Below are 16,997 nucleotides of genomic sequence, written 5' to 3'. Positions count from 1 at the left end.
TGGGGAAGTTCAGGGGATGCGGCGTTCGGGGGCCGGTCCGGTGACGGCGGCGAGGACCGCCGGCAGATCGAATCCGAGCCCGGCCATCACCTCGTGGTGGTCGCCGCCCTCGGTGGGCCAGCGGTGGCCCGCGTTCACGCCCACGACCTCGCACCCGGGCAGCAGGAGGGCCAGGGCCTCGGCGACGCCGCCCTCGCGGCGGTGCTCCTCGACGACGACGAACCGCCGGTGCCTCCCGGACAGTTCGGCGGCCGCACGGGACAGGTGGTCGTGGTCCAGGTAGACGAGGTGGGCGTGAGCGAGCTCCGGCCGCCGCTCACGCGCCTCCAGCGCCAGCCGGGTGCCCTCCTCGCCCACGGAGACGAGGCAGGTCTCGCCGTCGCGGCCGGTGGAGTCCCAGGTCACCAGGGGCGGTTCATAGCCGTCGGCCGGCAGCGAGGCGTACGAGGCGTTGCGTCCGGTACGGATGTAGTGCGGCCTCCCCGACCGGGCGGCGGCGCGCACGACGGCCCGCATCTCGGCCTCCCCGTACGGTGCCGCGATCGTCACGCCGGGCACGCTGCGCAGGACGGCGAGGTCCTCCAGGCAGTGGTGGGTCGTCCCGAACCAGGCGCCGGAGACACCGGCGTAGGGCGCGACGACGCTCACTCCCGCACCGAGGTAGCCCAGTGTCAGCTTGAGGCTCTCGGCCGCCCGGAGCGCCGCGAACGGTGCGAAGGTCGACACGAACGGGCGGTAGCCGCCCACGGCGAGACCGGCGGCCATGTCGACCATGGCCCCTTCGGCGATACCCAGGTTGAAGAACCGCTCCGGGTGGGCCAGTTGGAAGGGGTGGTTCTTGCCGCCGAGGTCGGCCTCCAGACAGAGCACCCGGGGGTCGTCGGAGGCGATCCTGGTCAGCTCGTCGCGGTAGGCGTCCCGGCCCGAGAGGGGTTTCGGTGCCACCTGCGGGGCGCGGGCCTCCGCCGCGGTCGCCGTCATCGGATCGCTCGCTTCCACTTGGCGGCGCGCGCCGCGTCGATGGTGACGTAGTGGGAGGCGGCCTTGCCCTCCACGGCGGGGACGCCCCGGCCCTTGACGGTGTCGGCGATGACCGCGAGCGGCCGGGTGGCCGCCGCACGGCCGTCGGACAGCACCGCGGTGAGGGCCGCTAGGTCGTGTCCGTCCACCTCGGCCGTCTCGAATCCGAAGGCGGTGAAGCGGTCGGCGAGCCGGGGCAGCGGGGAGACGTCCGCGACCATGCCGTCGTTCTGTCCGCCGTTGCGGTCGACCACCAGGACGAAGTTGCCCAGCCGCTGGGCCGCGGCGACCTGGCAGGTCTCCCAGACGAGCCCCTCCTGGAGCTCGCCGTCACCCGTCACGGCGATGCCGAGGCCCTGCCGCCCGCCGAGCCGGCGCGACAGCGCCCAGCCGGCCGCGTACGGCACACCGTGCCCGAGGCTCCCGGTCGGGAAGCGCACCCCGGGCACCTTGGGGCCCGGGTGGCCCGTGTAGGGGTGGCCCGCCAGTCCGTACAGCGGGGCCGGGTTATCCGGCAGGATGCCGTTCACGTACAGCGCCGCGTACAGTCCCGCGGCCGCGTGGCCCTTGCTGAGGACCACTTCCGTGCCCTCGTCGGCCGCGGTCCGGTGCAGGGCCGCGATCAGGATGTCCAGGACGGACAGGCTGCCCCCGAGGTGGCAGCCGCGCGGGCTCGCGGCCATGTCGACGACGAGCCTGCGGGCCCGCAGCGCCCGCTCCACCAGCATGGCGTGGTCCGGGTGGACGGCTGGGCCGGTGACGGCCTCCGAGGGGGTCCCCGCGTCGATCGTGTCGGTCAGTACGGTCATCATCGGCTCCCTTCCGCAAGTGCGAACCAGCGGGCCACCGCGTCGCCGAGCAGCGACCGCGCGGTGCGGTACTCCTCCGCGCCGATGCGCTCCTGGTCCGTGTGGTCGAGCGCGGAGTCACCGGGGCCGTAGGCGACCATCGGCACGCCGCGCCAGGTGGTGGCGAGCGTGTTCATGTCCGAGGTGCCCTTCTTGACGACGAACCGGGGCCGGGCGCCCGTCTGTCCGAAGGCACGGGTGAACACCTTCACCAGCGAGCTGGTGCGGCCCCCGCTGTGGCCGGGGGTGGCCCGCTCCATCACGATCCGCACGCCGTCGTCCTCGTGCGCCAGCGCAGCCGTGCGCAGGGCGTCCAGGTCGGCGCCCGGCGGCACCCGGAAGTTGAGGATGCCGACCGCGTGGTGCTGCTCCCGGCCCGTCCCGCAGCGGACGTCGATGACGGCGCTGAGGGCGTCCGGGGCCTGCTCGGCCACCGAGGCCCTGATGTCCCCGACGGCCCGGATCAGGGCGTCGGGTGCGGAGACCGCGTCCATGCCCGCCGAGTGGCCGCTGTCCACCACGGCCGTGACACGGAGCTTGAACAGGCCGTAGTAGCCGAGCGTCAGCTTGTCGCTGCCGCTGGGCTCACCGATGACGACGGCGTCGGCCGGATAGTGGTCACGGGCGTGGAAGGCGCCCTTCGACGAGGAGATCTCCTCCTCGACCGCGCCCACCACCCGCAGTTGGCCGTCGGCCGGTACATCGGCGGCGGCCAGCACCTCCAGGAAGGCGGCGAGACTGCCCTTGGCGTCCACGCTGCCCCGGCCGTGCAGTTCGCCCTCGCGCCACTCGGCCGGCCAGTGGTGCGGGACGGTGTCGAGGTGGCCGAGCAGCAGCAGACCGCGCTCCCCGGTGCCCTTGGTGGCGACGAGGTTCCCGACGGCGTCGACCTTGGCGTCGATGCCGCGCTCGGCGCACCAGTCCAGCAGGTAGGCGGCGAGTTCGTGCTCGTCGCCGGAGACCGAGGGCACGCCGACCGCCCGGCCGAGCAGCTCCAGGTCCTCATCGGCGCGGCCGCCCCGCCAGAACCTGGTCCAGCCGGACGGATCGGCCAGCGTGTGCGGACCGGTGACGGCGACGTCGGCGCTGCCGCCCTCCAGCGCCATCTCGGCTGCGCGGACCTTCTGCCGCATCCTGCCGCCCGCGTACCGCGCCGCCTCGCCCTGGTGGGCGTGGCGCAGCGTGGACGCCGGGTCCGAGGGGTCGGTGAGGAGTCCGGCGGTGCCGGTGACCAGCCGCAGATGGTCGGCGCCCAGCGCGTTGGAGAGCGCGGCGGCGAGCACGTCGGCGTCCACGTTCAGCGGGGCGCCGCCGTCCCGGTCGCGTACCGGCGCGGAGAGGCACACCACGTCGTACGCGTCCAGCAGGGTCAGCAGCCGGGCCGTGTCGACCTCGGCCGGCACCCCGGCCCGGTGGTCGCGCACCACCCGGCTGCGGCCCTCGGCGTTCACCGTCTTCAGCGGCCGGTTGGCGCGCCCGGTGACCAGGGAGCCGCGGGCGGCGACCGCGGTGAACACGTCGAGGCCGAGCGCGCGCAGCCCGTCCTCGACGGCGGGCAGGGTGACCCGCTCGTAGGCGTCGACCAGGTGCGTCATCTCCTCGGGCGGGCAGTAACGCACCGCGTCCCCGTTGGCGAGCCGCAGTTCGGGCATGGCCCGGCCGATGGCGCCGTAGTGCCGCTCGATACCGGCGGCGCCCCCGGCGACCAGCAGGACCCGGGCGCCGCGTGCCACGAGCGGGGCCAGCTCCGCGTAGACGGAACCGCGGTCCAGGGTGGCGCTGCCCACCTTGACCACGTACAGGGGGCGGCTCACGGCGCCACCGCCGCACAGCTGAGACCGGTCCACTCGGTGTACCCGAGCGCCAGGTTCATCGCCTGGACCGCCTGGCCGGCGGCGCCCTTGATGAGGTTGTCGATCGCGGCGATGGACACGCACTCGTCGCCCTCGACGGAGACCGCGACCTCGGCGATGTTCGAACCGACGACGGCCTTGAGCATCGGGAAGTCCTGCGGCGCCTTGGGCGACGGCCGTACCCGGAGGAACGCCTTGCCCGTGTACGCCTTGGCGTAGGCGCGCTTGACGTCCAGCGGGGAGACGCCGTCCTTGAGCCGGCTGTACGCGGAGATCAGGATGCCGCGCGGCACGTCCAGGCTGTGCGTGGAGAAGCGCAGCTCGGGCGCGTTGCCGGTGAAGTGCGTCAACGCCTGGGTGATCTCCGGCAGATGACGGTGGCCGTGCAGCTTGTGCACCCGGAAGTTCCCGGAGCGTTCCGCGGGCTGCTCGGAGCCGCCGCGGCCGCCGCCGGTGGAGCCGGTCTTGGCGTCGACCACCACGTCCCGTTCGACCAGCCCCTCGGCGAAGAGCGGGTAGAGCGCGTAGATCGTCGCCACGGCCATGCAGCCGGGCAGGTTGATGAACCTGCCCTCCGGCAGTGATTCCGACAGGTCCGGCACGAAGTAGAGGAAGTCGTCGGCGGGCGGGTGCGCCACCGACGCCGGATAGTGCTTCGCCTGCTCCTGCGGGTTGGTCAGCCGGAAGTCCCCGGCCAGGTTGAGTACGTACTTGGCGCGGTCCGCGATCTGCGGCAGCCGCTCGGGCAGTGCCCCGGTGGGCAGGCAGGTGATGGCCACGTCGACCTCACCGAGCTGGTCCAGCGGCCGCAGCTTGATGCCGGCGAGACGGGGGTGGTTGCGCAGCCACGGGTGGACGGAGCCCACCAGCTTTCCGGCACCGCGCTCGGCGGACAGGAAGGCGAGCTCCACGTGGGGGTGGTTGAGCAGCAGCCGGATGACCTCGCCACCGGTGTAGCCGCTCGCGCCGATCACGGCGACGCGAATCTTCCGTTCGGGCGGTGGACTCTGGAGTGTCGTCTGCTCAGCCAAGGCGCGCCACCTTCTCGTAGGGCCGGCGGTAGTCGCCGTCCTGGACGAGCTTGCGGATGGCGTCGGGGCGCCTGGCGACCTTGGTGAACGCGTCGGCGTACCGCAGGGCCCGCTCGTACTCGACCGGCGAGCGAAGCTCCCGGCAGAGGACCAGCGTGGAGTCGAGCATGGCGAGGGTGGCGGGGAAGTCCTCCGGCCGGTGGTCGCGGACCGCACCCGGGTTGAGGGTGAACGGGTAGCCGTTGCCGAACCCCGCCCGGTGGACGAACGGCAGGTGGCAGGGGATCGGGGTGTTCTGCCACTCCCGGGCCGGTACGCCCTCGGCGACCAGCAGGTCGTGCACCGCGTCCTTGACCGCCCACACCGGGAGGTCCTCCAGGCCGATGGCCTCGGGCCGCAGCGTGATGCGGTACATGTTGTACGCGTGGACGTGGCCATCGGGCACGTACGGGGCACGGAAGAAGCCGGTGGCGTTCAACGTGTCCGCGATCAGGCGCGAGTTACGGGCCCGCACCTCGTCGTAGTACGGCAGCCGCTCCAGCTGGCTGTGGCCGAACGCGGCGGCGACCCAGGACATCTCGTAGTCGATGCCGTTGAGCCGGGTGTAGTCGACGGCGCGCCGGTGGGCCTCCTCGGTCGCGAAGAAGGCGATGCCGCCCTCGCCGCCGAGCGGGAAGTTCTTGTCGGCCATCAGGCTCTGGCCGGCGGCATCGCCGAACGATCCGGCGATACGGTCCCCGATCCGGGCCGAGTGGGCGTGCGAGGCGTCCTCGACGAGCGCGATCCCGTGCCGGTCGGCCAGCGCCCGCAGCGCGGGCACATCGGCCGGCAGCCCGTGCACGTGCACCGGCATGAGGGCCCGGGTCCGGTCGGTGACGGCGGCCGCCGCGGCGGCCGGGTCCATGCAGTAGGTACGCGGGTCGATGTCGACGAACACCGGGATCGCGTGCGCGGCGACGACGGCCTGCGCGGTGGCGATGAAGGTGAACGCGGGCACGATGACCTCGTCACCGGGCTGCACACCGGCGCCGATCAGGGCGAGGTGCAGGCTGGAGGTGCCGCTCGCGGTCGGCAGCGCGTACTCGGCCCCGACGTAGCCGCGGTAGGCCTCGGCGAAGTCGGAGACGACCTTCTCGGGTGCGCGGCGCTGCGACAGCAGCATGTTGAAGACGTCTTCCTTGGTGATGACGGGGAAGAGCGTGCGGCGCAGTTCCTTGGGGATCAGCGCCTCGCCGCCGAAGGCGGCCAGTTCGGCGGTGAGTTCCTCGGCGGATGGCAGCGGAAGCGGGGCGGAGGGAAAGTCGGTGATCATGACGGGGCTCCGGTGGTGAGGGGGCGCGCGGCCTGGCTCAGGGCCATCCGGACACAGGCCGCGACGAGCGGGCTCAGCCGGTAGTTGAACTGCACGCCGGGGATCAGGTCCGGGTCGGCCTCCTCCTGCGTCCACATGGTCCGCAGGTCGTGGGCGCCGAAGATCTTCAGCCGTTCGGCACGGTCCCGGACCGCGCGGTCGTCGGTGAGGACCGCGGCGGCCGGGCCGAAACCGAGACCGGTGAGGTCCACCACCAGGGCGGGGGCGGACCGGTCCCGGGCCCGGTCGTCGAGCAGCTGGTCCCGGCCGGCGTCCAGGGCGATGTGGTCGAACGCCACCGGTCCCGGCCCGTCCGTCACCTCGATGCCGAGCCAGTTCAGGAAGGCGGTGTCCTTCGGGCTCAGCTCCGGGGCGCGGACGGTGTCGCCGTGGCCGATGCCCTGGCCGGCGAGGGCCGCGTGCACGGCGGCGCTGCGGCTGTTGAGCAGCACGGCGTGGGTCCGTCCGGCCCGCTTGGTCAGCAGCCTTTCCAGACCCGGTAGTTCGCGGTCGCTCTTCTCGATGCTCATGACCACACCGGAGGTCATCACCCTGGTGAGTACGGTCGCTGTGTCGAACAGTTCCATGAGATCTGTCTTCCTTCGTGTCACGCGGCCGCGGGCAGCGGGGTCTCGCTGCACAATTGCGCGATGTACGAGGCCAGATGGCCTGCCACATTCACGCCGTGCACGGCGGACGAACGGGCGAACTCGGGATTCGCGTTCACCTCGAGAACCAGGAGTTCCCCGGTGGAGAGGTCCTCGATGAGATCGATTCCGTAAAAGCCCTCACCGAGCGCGTCCACGACCTGTCCGCAGAGCTTCTCGATCGGGCCGGTGATCCCGATGCGCTCGACCCGGGCACCCAGATGCGTATTGGTGCGCCAGTGGTCGGACACCCGCTGGATGGCGACGACCGGAGTGCGTCCCACCACCACGACCCGCAGATCGTGGCCCGGCTTGTCGACGTAGCTCTGGACCAGGACGGGGAACAGCTTGCCCCCGGCGTCCGCGGACTCGCGCCCGCCGACCCACGCCTCGACCGAGTCCGTGTCGGTCACCTTGGTGACGCCCCGGCCCCAGGAACCGCTGACGGGCTTGATGACGGCCGGCAGGCCGAGTTCCGCCACCGTGCTGCGCACCTGGTCGTAGCTGAAGGTGTGGCGCGAGACCGGGTGCGGGATGCCGTGCCGGGCGAACAGCAGGGCCTGCAAGCCCTTGTCGTTGCAGGTCTCGATGGTGGCGGCCCGGTTGAGCGTGGTGACGCCGGTGAATTCGAGACGGCGGGCGACGCCGACGGCGTCACGGTGGGACAGGTTGCGGATCACGGCGAAGGCGGGCGGGGGCGTCACCCCCGCGACCACCTCCGCGAGGTCCTCCGCCAGCAGCGGCCGGACGTTCAGTCCCTCTTCGCGCAGTGCGTTGAGGAGGAGCTTCTCGTCCGGCCGCAGCATGGTGACCGAGAGCAGGACCTCGGGGGCGGAAGTCACTCGCCCCAGTCCTCTTCCACCTCGGGGGCCAGGGCGACCCGGACGACGGCGTCGTCCTTCTCGACGACCTCGTGCTCCTGCCCGCAGGCACCGCACTCGGTTATCTCGCCCTTCTCCCAGTCGTCCTGGATGACGAAGTCCGTGTCGCACACCAGGCACTGCGGCGCGGAAATGGTTGCAGGCATTTCGTTCCTCCCGTCTCGGCGGCCACCGGATCGGCGGCCTCGTCGAATATCGCGTTCGCTCAGGGAGGCGGGCAAAGGGTGCGGGGGCATTGCGTCAACTGCTCCGGAATAAGTCAACTACGGCCGTACGAGGTGACGTGGAGCCCGCGATGTGACGCCGAATCCGCCGACTTGACGGAGAACCGGGGCGGGCCTTCCGCGCACCTGCGGCCTCCTCTAATCTCGGCTCCCATGATCAGCCCACTGGCCGCCGCACTGTTGCGGCAACTGGCCGCAGAAGGCGTGGCAGGCTGGCTGGCGGAGGACGCCGCCGCACCCTTCAGCCGGGCCAGGCTCCGCCGGCTCACCGCCAAGGGAACCTTCAGCGGTCTGCTCTCCACCGCCGGCACGGCCGACTCCGTCCGTGACGCCTGCGACGCGCTGCTCCGGCTGTACGAGGCGGGGGACGGCGACGACGGACTGGTCTCCGCCGCGGTCGGCCGCGACGTCTGCCGGGCCGTGGACCGGCCCAATCTCCTGCTGCGCAGCACGCCGGACGGACCGGGCCTGCGAGCGGCCACCGCCGCGCTGGCCGTCGGGCTCGGCGTCGACATCGCGCCCGTCTGCACCCTGGACGACTGCGTCGAGGCCATGGACGCGTACTTCACCGGGCTGGAACGGGCCCTCTCCGCCGGGCTCTCGCTGGAGCGGCTCACCGCCGTCATCTCGGTGCCGGTGGGGCAGCTCGACGAGGAGGTCGACGCCCGGCTGGACCGGCTGGCCTCGCAGAAGGCCCTGGAACGCCGCGGTACGGCGGCGCTCGCGGTGGCCAGGGTGGCGTTCCGGATACGTGAGGAGAAGCTGGGCCAGGAGTGGTGGCGGGTACTCCGCGCCGCCGGCGCCCGGCCGCCACGTCTGCTGTGGACCGCGCCCCGGCCGCACCAGCTGACCGCCCTGGTGGGCTGGCGGACCGGACAGGCGGTCTCCGTGGAGGCGCTGGAGGAGGCGGTCGCCCATGGTGCCCCGCGCGGTGACACCCTGCTGAAGCGGGACGCGGCGGGACGGGCCGCGCTGGCGGGGCTCGGCGAACTGGGCATCGACATGGCGGAGGTCTCACTCGCGCTGGAGGCCGCGCGCGGCGGAGCGGGCCGCACGGCCCGCTCCTGAGCGCGGGGGGTGCGGCACGGCGGCCGGCCGGTCCGCGCGGCCCCTCCTCAGCCGTTCGCGACGGCGACTTCGAGCAGCATGTGCTCGACAGGTTCGCTGCCGTACTCGCCCTCGACCATCAGCTCACGGGCGACCGTGCTCAGCGTGCGTCCGCACTCGGCGGCGATCTCGTGCAGCCGGTCGACGTCGCCGCGGTCGCTGAAGTGCAGCAGGACCCGGCCGTTCCCGGTGACGGCGTGCGGCGCCTCGGCCAGGAAGCGGCGGTGGGTGCGGTAGCCGGGGTCCACGTAGGCGGCCTCGTGAATGGAACCGTAGGTGTACGTGTCGGGCGCGCGCACGTAGTTGGAGCTCCAGAAGACGGTGTCGAAGCGCTCGCCGCCCAGCCCCGAGAACAGATCGCTGTGCACCGCGGCCAGCCGGTCCCGCACACCGTGGCGTTCCGCGTTCAGCGCCGTGTTCCGTACCGCGGGACGGCTGATGTCGGCGGCGACCACGCGCGGGCAGCCGGCCAGCGCACCCAGCACCGCGATGACCCCGCTGCCGCAGCCGATCTCCAGGAACGCCCCGCCGGACAAGGGCGGTTCCGAAGACGGGACGACCGGCTCCGACGCGCCCCCGCCGGCCAGTCCCAGGAAACCGATCGCCGTCGCGGTCGACGGCGAGTACACGGGTGCGAAGACCTCGTCCAGCAGATCCCACTCCCGGCCGGCCATGGAGAAGACACGCGGCCGGTCGTCCCGGGTGAGGGAGGTGTGGCTGCGCTGCAACGAGCGTTCGTAGCACTGGACTCGCATCACGTGTGGGTCCCCGTTTCGGTGAGTCATGGGATGAGCGATCGGAGCGGCGCCCCGGTCATGACGATGCCGTCGCGGCCGTGTCCCCAGGAAGGTGTCCCGGCCACAGCCTCGGCCACCCGGGTGGTGCTCCGGCCACCCTCACCCGCTCTGACCAGCAACTTCGCAATTCAAGCCACTGGTTGACTCAGTCCGCTCACAGGTTTTAGGTTCGCGGCAGGACTTTCGTGGTTCATACGTCCTGGAACAGCCGGGGCGGCCCTGGGGGAGGGGACCGACAGTGCCGAGCGAAGCCGACCCGGTGAGCAGGGCCCTGTTCGGCCTGCTCGAACTGCTCGCGACCGAGGCCCCGCCCGACCGCTTCGCGGACCTGGTGAGCACCGCCCGCGCCGAGGGCGTGGACGGCGCCGAGTCCGCCGCGCTGCTGGACCGCGCGCGGGGCCTCGCCCTCGACATCCACAGCCTCTTCGCCCGCCGCCACCAGCGCGAGGCCGGGCTCGCCGCCCTCGTCGACACGGCCAGGGAACTCACCCTGCCCTACGAACTGGACACCCTGCTCAAGGTCATCACCCGCCGCGCGCGGCTCCTGCTCAACCTCGACATGTCCTGGATCAGCTTCCACGACCCGGCCGAGGACTGCTCGTACGTCCGCGCGGCCGACGGGCACGCCTCCGCGATCACCGTCGGCTTCCGGATCCCCGGCTCCGGCGGGGTGGGCAACCGGTCCAGATCACTCGGTGCCCCCTTCTGGTCCCCCGACTACCTGAAGGACGAACGCTTCCCGCACTCCGCCGTCATCGACGACGTGGTGCGCGCCGAAGGGCTGCACGCCCTGATGGCGGTCCCGCTGCACGACGGGACCCAGGTCTTCGGCTCCCTCTACCTGGCCGACCGGAACGTACGGCACTTCACGCCCGACGAGATCACCCAGATGTCCTCGCTCGGCGACCTCGTATCGGTGGCGATCAAGAAGACCCGGCTGCTCGCCCAGGCCAAGCAGGAGATCTCCGAGCTGGAACTCGACTCCTCACGCGCCCTGGACTCCTCCTACGCCGCCCGCCATCTGCGCGAGACCCAGAGCAGGCTGACGGACATGGTGCTGCGCGGCCGGGATCTGCACGAGCTGACCGCCGCCGCGGGCGAGGCACTCGGCGGCGCCCTGCTCGTACGCGATGTGGCCGGCAGACAGCTGGCCGTCACCGGCGACGTACCCCCGCTGGACGAGGGCGAGTTACTGAAGGCGGTCCTCGACGCCCACACCGAGCGCGCACCCATCCGCTCGGCCGCCGGACTGTGGTGCTGCCCGGCCGACGCGGGCGACGAGATCCTCGCCACCCTGGTCCTCGCACCCGACGGACCCGCCACCGACCACACCCTCCAGCTGTTGCGGACGGTCGCGCAGACCACCGCGATCCTGCTCCAGGTGCAGCGCAGCGCGGCCGCGGCCGAGGGGCACATGCGCGACCAGCTCTTCCACGAACTGCTCAGCACATCGCAGTTCACCCCGGGACAGCTCGCCGAACGGGCCCGCAGGCTCGCGGTCGACCTGACCGAACCCCATGTCACCGTCGTGGCCAGGCCGGAGGGCGGCGCGCAGGGCAAGGCCGTCGTATGGGCGTCGTCGTACGCCCACCGGCTCTCCGGGCTCAGGACCACGGAGGCGGGCTGCATCGTCCTGCTGCTGCCCGGCACCGATCCGGGCTCCCGGGCCCGCGACGTCTCGCGCGAGATGTCGTCGGTACTCGGCCATCCGGTGACCGTGGGCGCGGCCGGACCGATCACCGACCCCGTCTCCATCCTCCTCACCTACCGTGAGGCACGGCGCTGCCTGGACGCGCTGACCGCGCTCGGGAGCACCGGTGCCACCGCGTCGCCCGAGGAACTCGGCTTCCTCGGCATGCTGCTCTCCGACCGGCCGGACGCGCACTCCTTCATAGGCGCCACCATCGGCCCCGTACTGGACTACGACACACAGCAGTTCACCGAGCTGGTGCGCACCCTGGAGGCGTACTTCGCCGCCGGGAACAGCCCCACGCGTGCGGCGGAGAGCCTGCACGTGCACCCCAACACCGTCTCGCGACGGCTGGAGCGCATCACCGACCTCCTGGGCGCCGGCTGGCAGGAGCCCGTACGCGCACTCGAAGTACAGCTGGCGCTGCGCCTCCAGCGCGCCCGGCACACACTGCGCCGGACCGGCTCCACCCCGCCGCCTCAGGCCGACGCGCCCGCCACGTAGGGGCTGGGCACCCGAAGGGGCCGGACCGCGTGCCCGGACTCCGGGACCGGTGCGCCCAGCTGGTCCCGGGGCCGTGGCTGCGGGTGGGCCAGGTCCGGAACGGCGACCGGGTAGGGCGGCCGCGGGGCGTGCCCGCCCCGGCTCGGACCGCCGAGCAGCGCGGCCGCGTGGGCCACGGACGCCAACGTGATGTGCCGGTGCCAGCCCCGGAACGAACGGCCCTCGAAGTCCCGCAGCCCGACCCGCTCGCCCACCTCGGTGAAGTCCCGGGCGACCCGGCGGGTCAGCCGGCTCATCCGCAGCAGCGCGGGCAGCGGGGCCTGTGTCATATCGGTGAGGAAGAGTTCGCCCGCCGGCCGGAGCGGATCGTTCCACACCCCGAGCAGCAGCATGCTGCGCTGACCCCGGCCCGGCTCGCCGGCCCGCGGGGCCCCGACCCGCCGCCCGAACACCACCCGTACCGCCACGACCAGCGCGCTCGACCCGCTCCAGCGGACCTGGTGGCGGAGACCCTTGACCGTCTCGACGATCTGCTGCGCCGACACCGCGCCGGCCCCGTACCCCGGCAGCGCCGGATCGGCGACCGCGAGCCTGCTGGACGCTCCGATCCGGGCCAGCACCGGAACACCCGCACCGGCGAACTCCCGCATCAGCAGCGGAAGATCATGACCACCGGCGTTGAACAGCAGCGGCCGGCCAGGCGCCGGGGAGCGGTTCATCGTCTCCAGCACCACGGCCACCGCCCCCTCGTCCGGCGACTCCGCCACGGTCTCCGCCGGAATGTCCGCGCGCCGGCGGCGTGCCGTGTCATCGATCCAGCACTCGGGCAGATGCAGCCGCCAGTTGACCGGCACGCTCATCTCCTCGGAGGCGAACCACAGCCCGAAGGCCCGCTGACCCGCCGAGCCGCCCCCGGCCCGTACCGGCACCACACCCACCGACTGGTCACCGGCCTTGGGGATCGACATCTGCTGAAGGACCCAGGCCTGCGGCGGAACAGTCCGCTGCACATGACCGGCCAGCGCCTCCCGGACCGGCGTCCAGTCCCAGGTGGAACTGGAGATGAAGTGCTGGAGGCTCTGCTCGGCGGCCGAACCACCGGTGAGAGAGGCGATGTTGCGCATCGTCTTGCGCCCGCCCACGGTCAGCAGACCGCGCAGGTACTGCTCGCCCTTCGTGCGCTGATCCCTGCGGCGCAGCGACTGGGAGAACACCGTGGCGGCCAGCTCGGAAACCACATCGGACGGTTCGTCTGCGTCCGGGAAACCGGCGAATACGTCCCGGACTTGGTTCAGGGCTCCACTCATACGCCAACGGTGACCCGGCCGGCCCGCCCGGGGCGAGGTGCGCCGGGCACCAGATCCGCTCCCGCGATGGTGCTCCGGCCACCACCGGGCCGGTCCCGGCAGCCCGGATCACCCGTTGTGGGGCGGTGGGGGGTGTGGTGCGGGCACCATCCCGGTAGTGCGGAAGTGCCGCGCATGTGACGGAACACCTGACGAAGTCACCCGCAACTGACAGGGCCGGGGCGAGCCCCTGACGTACCGCGGGACGGCTGCGCAGAGTGGGCCAACGGCACCCCTGACCGGGTGTTCCCTCACCTTCTGGAGTGCACAGCCATGCCTGAACCCGGTAGCGGTTCTGCTGTACGTCCGGGGCCCGGGGCCCGGGGCGAGTCCGGCCGGGGCGGCGCCCCGCTGGCCGAGGCGGTCCTCGCCGTGGCCCAGCGGGACATCGCCTCCTTCCACGCCCTGCCCCTCTCGCACGGGGGATCCATCAGGAACTCGAAGATCCGCGACGTCTACGAGGCACTCTTCGGGCAGGCGCAGCTCGCCGCCGAGGTGTCCTACAGCGGCACGATGCTCGACTCGTTCTTCCGCCCGCGCGGACCACTGCGCGCCGCACAACGGCTGGCGGCGAGCAGCTTCGGCGCGGACGCCACCCTCTTCCTGTCCGCCGGCACCAGCACCGCCAACCGCGTCGCGCTCGGCGCCCTGGTACCCACCGGCGGCCGGGTACTGGCCGACCGCAGCTGCCACCAGTCCGTGCACTTCGCCCTCGGCGACCTCGACGCCGTGACCGAGTACGCGCCGATGCGCCGCTGCTGCGCCGACTGCCCGCGGACCTTCGCCGACCTCCGGCAGCTCCTCGACATGTTCGCGCTCGCCGTCGCCGAAGGGGTGCCCTACGACACGGTCGTGCTGTCGGCCGTCTCCTACGACGGGGTCCGCTACGACCTGCCCGCCCTGCTCGCGGCCCTGGCCGAACTGCACCCGGCCGTATCGGTCCTGGTCGACGAGGCCTGGGGCGCCGTCCACCACTACCACTCCACGCTGCGCTCGCTGACCGCGCTGGAGGCGGTGCGGCGGCTGCGCGAGAGGGAGCCGGGGCTGCCGATGACGGTCGCGGTGACGCACTCCGCCCACAAGTCCATGTCGGCGCTGCGACAGGGTTCGTACCTGCACCTGATGGGCGACGGCGAGCTGCGCGAACGCGTCGCGCAGTCCCTGTTCCAGCACCACACGACCTCACCGAGCTGGCCCGTGCTGGCCAGTCTCGACCTGGCCAGGCTGCAGGCCGAGACCGAGGGGGAGGCGCTGCTCGAGCGCTCCCTGCGGCTGGCCCGGACCCTGCGCGCCGAGATCCGCTCGGACCCCCGGCTCTCGGCCTTCCGGGTACTGGGACCGGAGGGGCACCTGAGCGATCCGGCCCTCCTCGTCCACGAGGACCCCACCCGGGTCCTGGTGGACATCGGCGCCCTCGGCATCACCGCCGCGGAGTTCCGCCGCATCCTGTTCGACGAGTACGCCCTCTACGTCGCCCGGGAGAGCGGCGACGCCGTCGTCTTCCACGTCCACATCGGCGTGGACGAGGGGACGCTGCTGCGGCTGCTCGACGCCCTGCGCACCATCCAGCGCACCTACCGGGCCACGTCCGAGGCGCTGGCCGGGGACACCGCCGAACACTTCATCATCGCCTACCCGCCGGGCATACCGATCACCGTGCCGGGCGAGAGGCTCTCTGACCGGACCCGCGAGGAACTCGACGCGCTGCGCACCAGCGGCGTCGAGATCTACACGCTGCGCCAAGGAGGCGCAGCGCCCCACCCGGCTCCGGCATCCTCCCTCCTCAGTGGAACGGCAGATACGGAGTGACCCGATGCTCAGACTCGTCGACATCCGCAGGCACGCGGCCGACCGCCCCGAACACGTGGCCGTCGTCGACGGCCCGACACGGCTGACCTGGCAGCAGTTCGAGGACCAGGTGAGCCGGGTGACGGCCGCCCTGCACGCGCTCCTGCCGCCCGGACGCCCGGCCCGCGCCGCGTTCGCCGCCCGGAACAGCTGGCAGCTCGTCGTCGTCATGGCCGCCTGCTCGACCCTCGGCATCCCCTGCGTCGGCCTCGACTTCACCGCGACGCCCGAAGCGACCGCCCGCGCGCTGGAACAGCTGCGCCCCACCGTGCTGTTCAGCACCGCCCCGCACCGGGCCCTGCTGGCGTCCGCCGCCGGCCCGCAGGACGGCGACGTGCTCTCCGTCCACCTCGACGGTCCTGCCGGGAGCCCCACCAGCTACGCCTCCCTTGCGGCCGCCGAACCCCGTGACGTGGACCCGGTCGACCAGCCGTTCGCGATGTACTGCTTCACGTCCGGGACCAGCGGCACACCCCGGATGGTCATCCGGCACGCCTCGTTCGAGGCCCGCCGACTTGCCCTGCTGGTCGAGCAGTTCGCGTTCGGCCGGGACGACGTGCACCTGGTGACCGTGCCCCTCCACCACTCGTCGGGCCCCGGCTGGGCGCGGGTGTTCCTCGCCGTCGGCGGCCGGATCGTCCTCTGCCCGCCGGGGGACCCGGCGCAGATGGCCCGGCTGATCCGCACGGAGGGCGTCTCCACCACGCTCGTGGTGCCGCCCGTCCTGGCGTCGCTGGTGTCGCACCCCGAATCGGCGGACCTGGCCACCGGCTCCCGGCTGCGCTTCGTGCTCTCCGGCGGCAGGCACCTCAACCGCTGGCTGGTCGACACCGCCTGGAAACGGCTCGGACCCGTGCTGCACCTGTACTACGGGACCACCGAGACCGGACTGAACACCCTCATCACCCCCGACGAACTGCACGACGACCCCGGCCGCGCGGGCCGGGCGATGGAGGGCAGCGCCGTCGCCGTGGTCGACGCACAGGGGCATCTCGTGCCACCGGGCGTCCGGGGTCGCGTCGCCGTCGCGAGCTTCCAGCTGATGGACGACTACGCGAGTGGCCGGCCGGTCTTCCTGGAGCTCGATCCCGGCGACGGCGAAGGCACCCGGCGCTTCCTGCTCACCGGCGACAGCGGTGTGCTCGACGAGGAGGGGCGCCTCGAACTCACCGGCCGCACGGACGGCGTCTCCAAGGTCGACGGCACCGCGCCGCTGGACGTCAACGTCTTCGGGCTCGAATACGACCTGATGGACCTGGACTGTGTGCGGGACACCGCGGTCCTGCGCGTGGATCTGCCGGACGTCGGTGACGCGCTGATCGTGCCCTTCGTGCCGGTCTCCCCGGAGCGCGAGGCAGAGGGCCGCTGGGCGGTCCTGGTCGCCTGCGCGAGCAGGGTGCCCTGCCTGCCCGCCCATGTGGTGCCGGTCGCCTCGATCCCGTACAGCCCGACGGGCAAGCTGAGGGCGGGGGAGCTACTGGCCGAGGTGCTCGTGCGCCTACCCGCGCGAGAGACGGCGGCCTGAACAGGGTGGATTACCCCAGGTGACCCGGGCGTCGCCTCGGGTCACGCCGCCTGGTGGGCGAGCAGTGCCAGCGCGCACAGCAGCACCACCAGCAGGGCGATCAGCATCATCGGGTTCATCCCGCCGAGGGGGCCCTGTCCCTGCCCCTGCTGTTCCAGCCGCGCGCGGCTGGCCCGGCACACGGGGCAGCGCCCCTCGGCCACGGGCGCCGCGCAGTTCGCGCACACCAGCCGGTCATAGGTCATGCGCTTTCCTCCTCCCGCGCGGCGGAGCCGCACAAGGCTTTCTCTCCGCACAACGCTCACGGAAACGCGACCGTTCCCCC

15 protein-coding genes are annotated in these 16,997 nt (G+C 72.5%); 4 read left to right on the top strand and 11 right to left on the bottom strand.

Going from position 1 to position 16,997, the window contains the following annotated elements; genetic code table 11:
- Window positions 1-9: 9 nt before the first annotated feature.
- Genes ACFVJX_RS20245 through ACFVJX_RS20210 form a run of 8 tightly spaced genes read right to left on the bottom strand, consistent with a single transcriptional unit; the run spans window position 10 to window position 7,777 of the window.
- Window positions 10-981: a transketolase family protein gene (locus tag ACFVJX_RS20245; RefSeq protein ID WP_384132711.1), complete on the bottom strand. Its 972-nt coding sequence runs from the start codon at window positions 979-981 to the stop codon at window positions 10-12.
- A complete protein-coding gene (locus tag ACFVJX_RS20240) occupies window positions 978-1,829 on the bottom strand; it encodes a thiamine pyrophosphate-dependent enzyme (protein WP_384132713.1) in 852 nt (283 codons plus the stop codon). The genes ACFVJX_RS20245 and ACFVJX_RS20240 overlap by 4 nt, the downstream gene beginning before the upstream one ends.
- The gene (locus ACFVJX_RS20235; RefSeq protein ID WP_384132716.1) at window positions 1,829-3,682 is read right to left on the bottom strand and encodes a M20/M25/M40 family metallo-hydrolase; all 1,854 of its coding nucleotides are present in this window, start codon (window positions 3,680-3,682) and stop codon (window positions 1,829-1,831) included. The genes ACFVJX_RS20240 and ACFVJX_RS20235 overlap by 1 nt, the downstream gene beginning before the upstream one ends.
- On the bottom strand, window positions 3,679-4,752 hold the full coding sequence (gene argC / locus ACFVJX_RS20230) for an N-acetyl-gamma-glutamyl-phosphate reductase (RefSeq protein WP_384132719.1): 1,074 nt from the start codon (window positions 4,750-4,752) through the stop codon (window positions 3,679-3,681). The genes ACFVJX_RS20235 and argC overlap by 4 nt, the downstream gene beginning before the upstream one ends.
- Window positions 4,745-6,064 (bottom strand): DegT/DnrJ/EryC1/StrS family aminotransferase, encoded by a 1,320-nt coding sequence (locus tag ACFVJX_RS20225; RefSeq protein ID WP_384132722.1) that lies wholly within the window; start codon window positions 6,062-6,064, stop codon window positions 4,745-4,747. Before ACFVJX_RS20225 ends, argC begins: the two co-directional genes overlap by 8 nt.
- Entirely contained in the window at window positions 6,061-6,690 is a 630-nt protein-coding gene (locus ACFVJX_RS20220) for a degT/DnrJ/EryC1/StrS aminotransferase (RefSeq protein ID WP_384132725.1), read from the bottom strand. Before ACFVJX_RS20220 ends, ACFVJX_RS20225 begins: the two co-directional genes overlap by 4 nt.
- A 20-nt stretch (window positions 6,691-6,710) precedes the next feature.
- Window positions 6,711-7,592, bottom strand: a complete 882-nt coding sequence (locus tag ACFVJX_RS20215; RefSeq protein ID WP_384132728.1) for a RimK family alpha-L-glutamate ligase — start codon at window positions 7,590-7,592, stop codon at window positions 6,711-6,713.
- Window positions 7,589-7,777: a lysine biosynthesis protein LysW gene (locus tag ACFVJX_RS20210; protein WP_362961380.1), complete on the bottom strand. Its 189-nt coding sequence runs from the start codon at window positions 7,775-7,777 to the stop codon at window positions 7,589-7,591. Before ACFVJX_RS20210 ends, ACFVJX_RS20215 begins: the two co-directional genes overlap by 4 nt.
- Window positions 7,778-8,008: 231 nt before the next feature.
- On the opposite strand from ACFVJX_RS20210, the gene ACFVJX_RS20205 reads away from it, so the two are divergent.
- Window positions 8,009-8,923, top strand: a complete 915-nt coding sequence (locus tag ACFVJX_RS20205; RefSeq protein ID WP_384132732.1) for a hypothetical protein — start codon at window positions 8,009-8,011, stop codon at window positions 8,921-8,923.
- A 47-nt stretch (window positions 8,924-8,970) separates the two neighbouring features.
- On the opposite strand, the gene ACFVJX_RS20200 is transcribed toward ACFVJX_RS20205, so the two are convergent.
- A complete protein-coding gene (locus tag ACFVJX_RS20200) occupies window positions 8,971-9,717 on the bottom strand; it encodes a 50S ribosomal protein L11 methyltransferase (RefSeq protein WP_384132789.1) in 747 nt (248 codons plus the stop codon).
- Between the two features lie 280 nt (window positions 9,718-9,997).
- Here ACFVJX_RS20200 and ACFVJX_RS20195 point away from each other — a divergent pair, with 280 nt between their 5' ends.
- Window positions 9,998-11,953, top strand: coding sequence for a GAF domain-containing protein (locus tag ACFVJX_RS20195; RefSeq protein ID WP_384132735.1), 1,956 nt, complete (start codon window positions 9,998-10,000; stop codon window positions 11,951-11,953).
- Here the strand turns inward: ACFVJX_RS20195 and ACFVJX_RS20190 are convergent.
- Window positions 11,929-13,260 (bottom strand): IS701 family transposase, encoded by a 1,332-nt coding sequence (locus ACFVJX_RS20190; protein ID WP_384132738.1) that lies wholly within the window; start codon window positions 13,258-13,260, stop codon window positions 11,929-11,931. The two genes, ACFVJX_RS20195 and ACFVJX_RS20190, sit on opposite strands and share 25 nt — an antisense overlap.
- Window positions 13,261-13,572: 312 nt before the next feature.
- On the opposite strand from ACFVJX_RS20190, the gene ACFVJX_RS20185 reads away from it, so the two are divergent.
- Both ACFVJX_RS20185 and ACFVJX_RS20180 read left to right on the top strand, forming a co-directional pair.
- Window positions 13,573-15,108 carry an arginine decarboxylase gene (locus ACFVJX_RS20185; protein ID WP_384132741.1) on the top strand — a complete coding sequence of 512 codons (1,536 nt, stop codon included), beginning with the start codon at window positions 13,573-13,575 and terminating at the stop codon, window positions 15,106-15,108.
- Between the two features lie 4 nt (window positions 15,109-15,112).
- Window positions 15,113-16,672, top strand: a complete 1,560-nt coding sequence (locus ACFVJX_RS20180; RefSeq protein ID WP_384132744.1) for a class I adenylate-forming enzyme family protein — start codon at window positions 15,113-15,115, stop codon at window positions 16,670-16,672.
- A gap of 41 nt (window positions 16,673-16,713) precedes the next feature.
- Here ACFVJX_RS20180 and ACFVJX_RS20175 read toward each other — a convergent pair whose 3' ends face one another.
- Complete coding sequence (locus ACFVJX_RS20175) at window positions 16,714-16,917, bottom strand: hypothetical protein (RefSeq protein WP_145763792.1); 204 nt, start codon at window positions 16,915-16,917, stop codon at window positions 16,714-16,716.
- Between the last annotated feature and the right edge of the window lie 80 nt (window positions 16,918-16,997).

The sequence above is a fragment of the Streptomyces sp. NPDC127177 genome (assembly GCF_042672475.1).
GTDB lineage: Bacteria > Actinomycetota > Actinomycetes > Streptomycetales > Streptomycetaceae > Streptomyces.
Note: the sequence above shows the minus strand (reverse complement) of the source record. Positions and strands in the feature narration are given on the sequence as shown.

Coding starts and splice junctions, on each gene's coding strand:
- ACFVJX_RS20180 (WP_384132744.1), top strand. CDS start 15,113: ATGCTCAGACTCGTCGACATCCGCAGGCACGCGGCCGACCGCCCCGAA.
- ACFVJX_RS20220 (WP_384132725.1), bottom strand. CDS start 6,690: ATGGAACTGTTCGACACAGCGACCGTACTCACCAGGGTGATGACCTCC.
- ACFVJX_RS20210 (WP_362961380.1), bottom strand. CDS start 7,777: ATGCCTGCAACCATTTCCGCGCCGCAGTGCCTGGTGTGCGACACGGAC.
- ACFVJX_RS20240 (WP_384132713.1), bottom strand. CDS start 1,829: ATGACCGTACTGACCGACACGATCGACGCGGGGACCCCCTCGGAGGCC.
- ACFVJX_RS20175 (WP_145763792.1), bottom strand. CDS start 16,917: ATGACCTATGACCGGCTGGTGTGCGCGAACTGCGCGGCGCCCGTGGCC.
- ACFVJX_RS20245 (WP_384132711.1), bottom strand. CDS start 981: ATGACGGCGACCGCGGCGGAGGCCCGCGCCCCGCAGGTGGCACCGAAA.
- ACFVJX_RS20200 (WP_384132789.1), bottom strand. CDS start 9,717: ATGCGAGTCCAGTGCTACGAACGCTCGTTGCAGCGCAGCCACACCTCC.
- ACFVJX_RS20185 (WP_384132741.1), top strand. CDS start 13,573: ATGCCTGAACCCGGTAGCGGTTCTGCTGTACGTCCGGGGCCCGGGGCC.
- ACFVJX_RS20190 (WP_384132738.1), bottom strand. CDS start 13,260: ATGAGTGGAGCCCTGAACCAAGTCCGGGACGTATTCGCCGGTTTCCCG.
- ACFVJX_RS20225 (WP_384132722.1), bottom strand. CDS start 6,064: ATGATCACCGACTTTCCCTCCGCCCCGCTTCCGCTGCCATCCGCCGAG.
- ACFVJX_RS20205 (WP_384132732.1), top strand. CDS start 8,009: ATGATCAGCCCACTGGCCGCCGCACTGTTGCGGCAACTGGCCGCAGAA.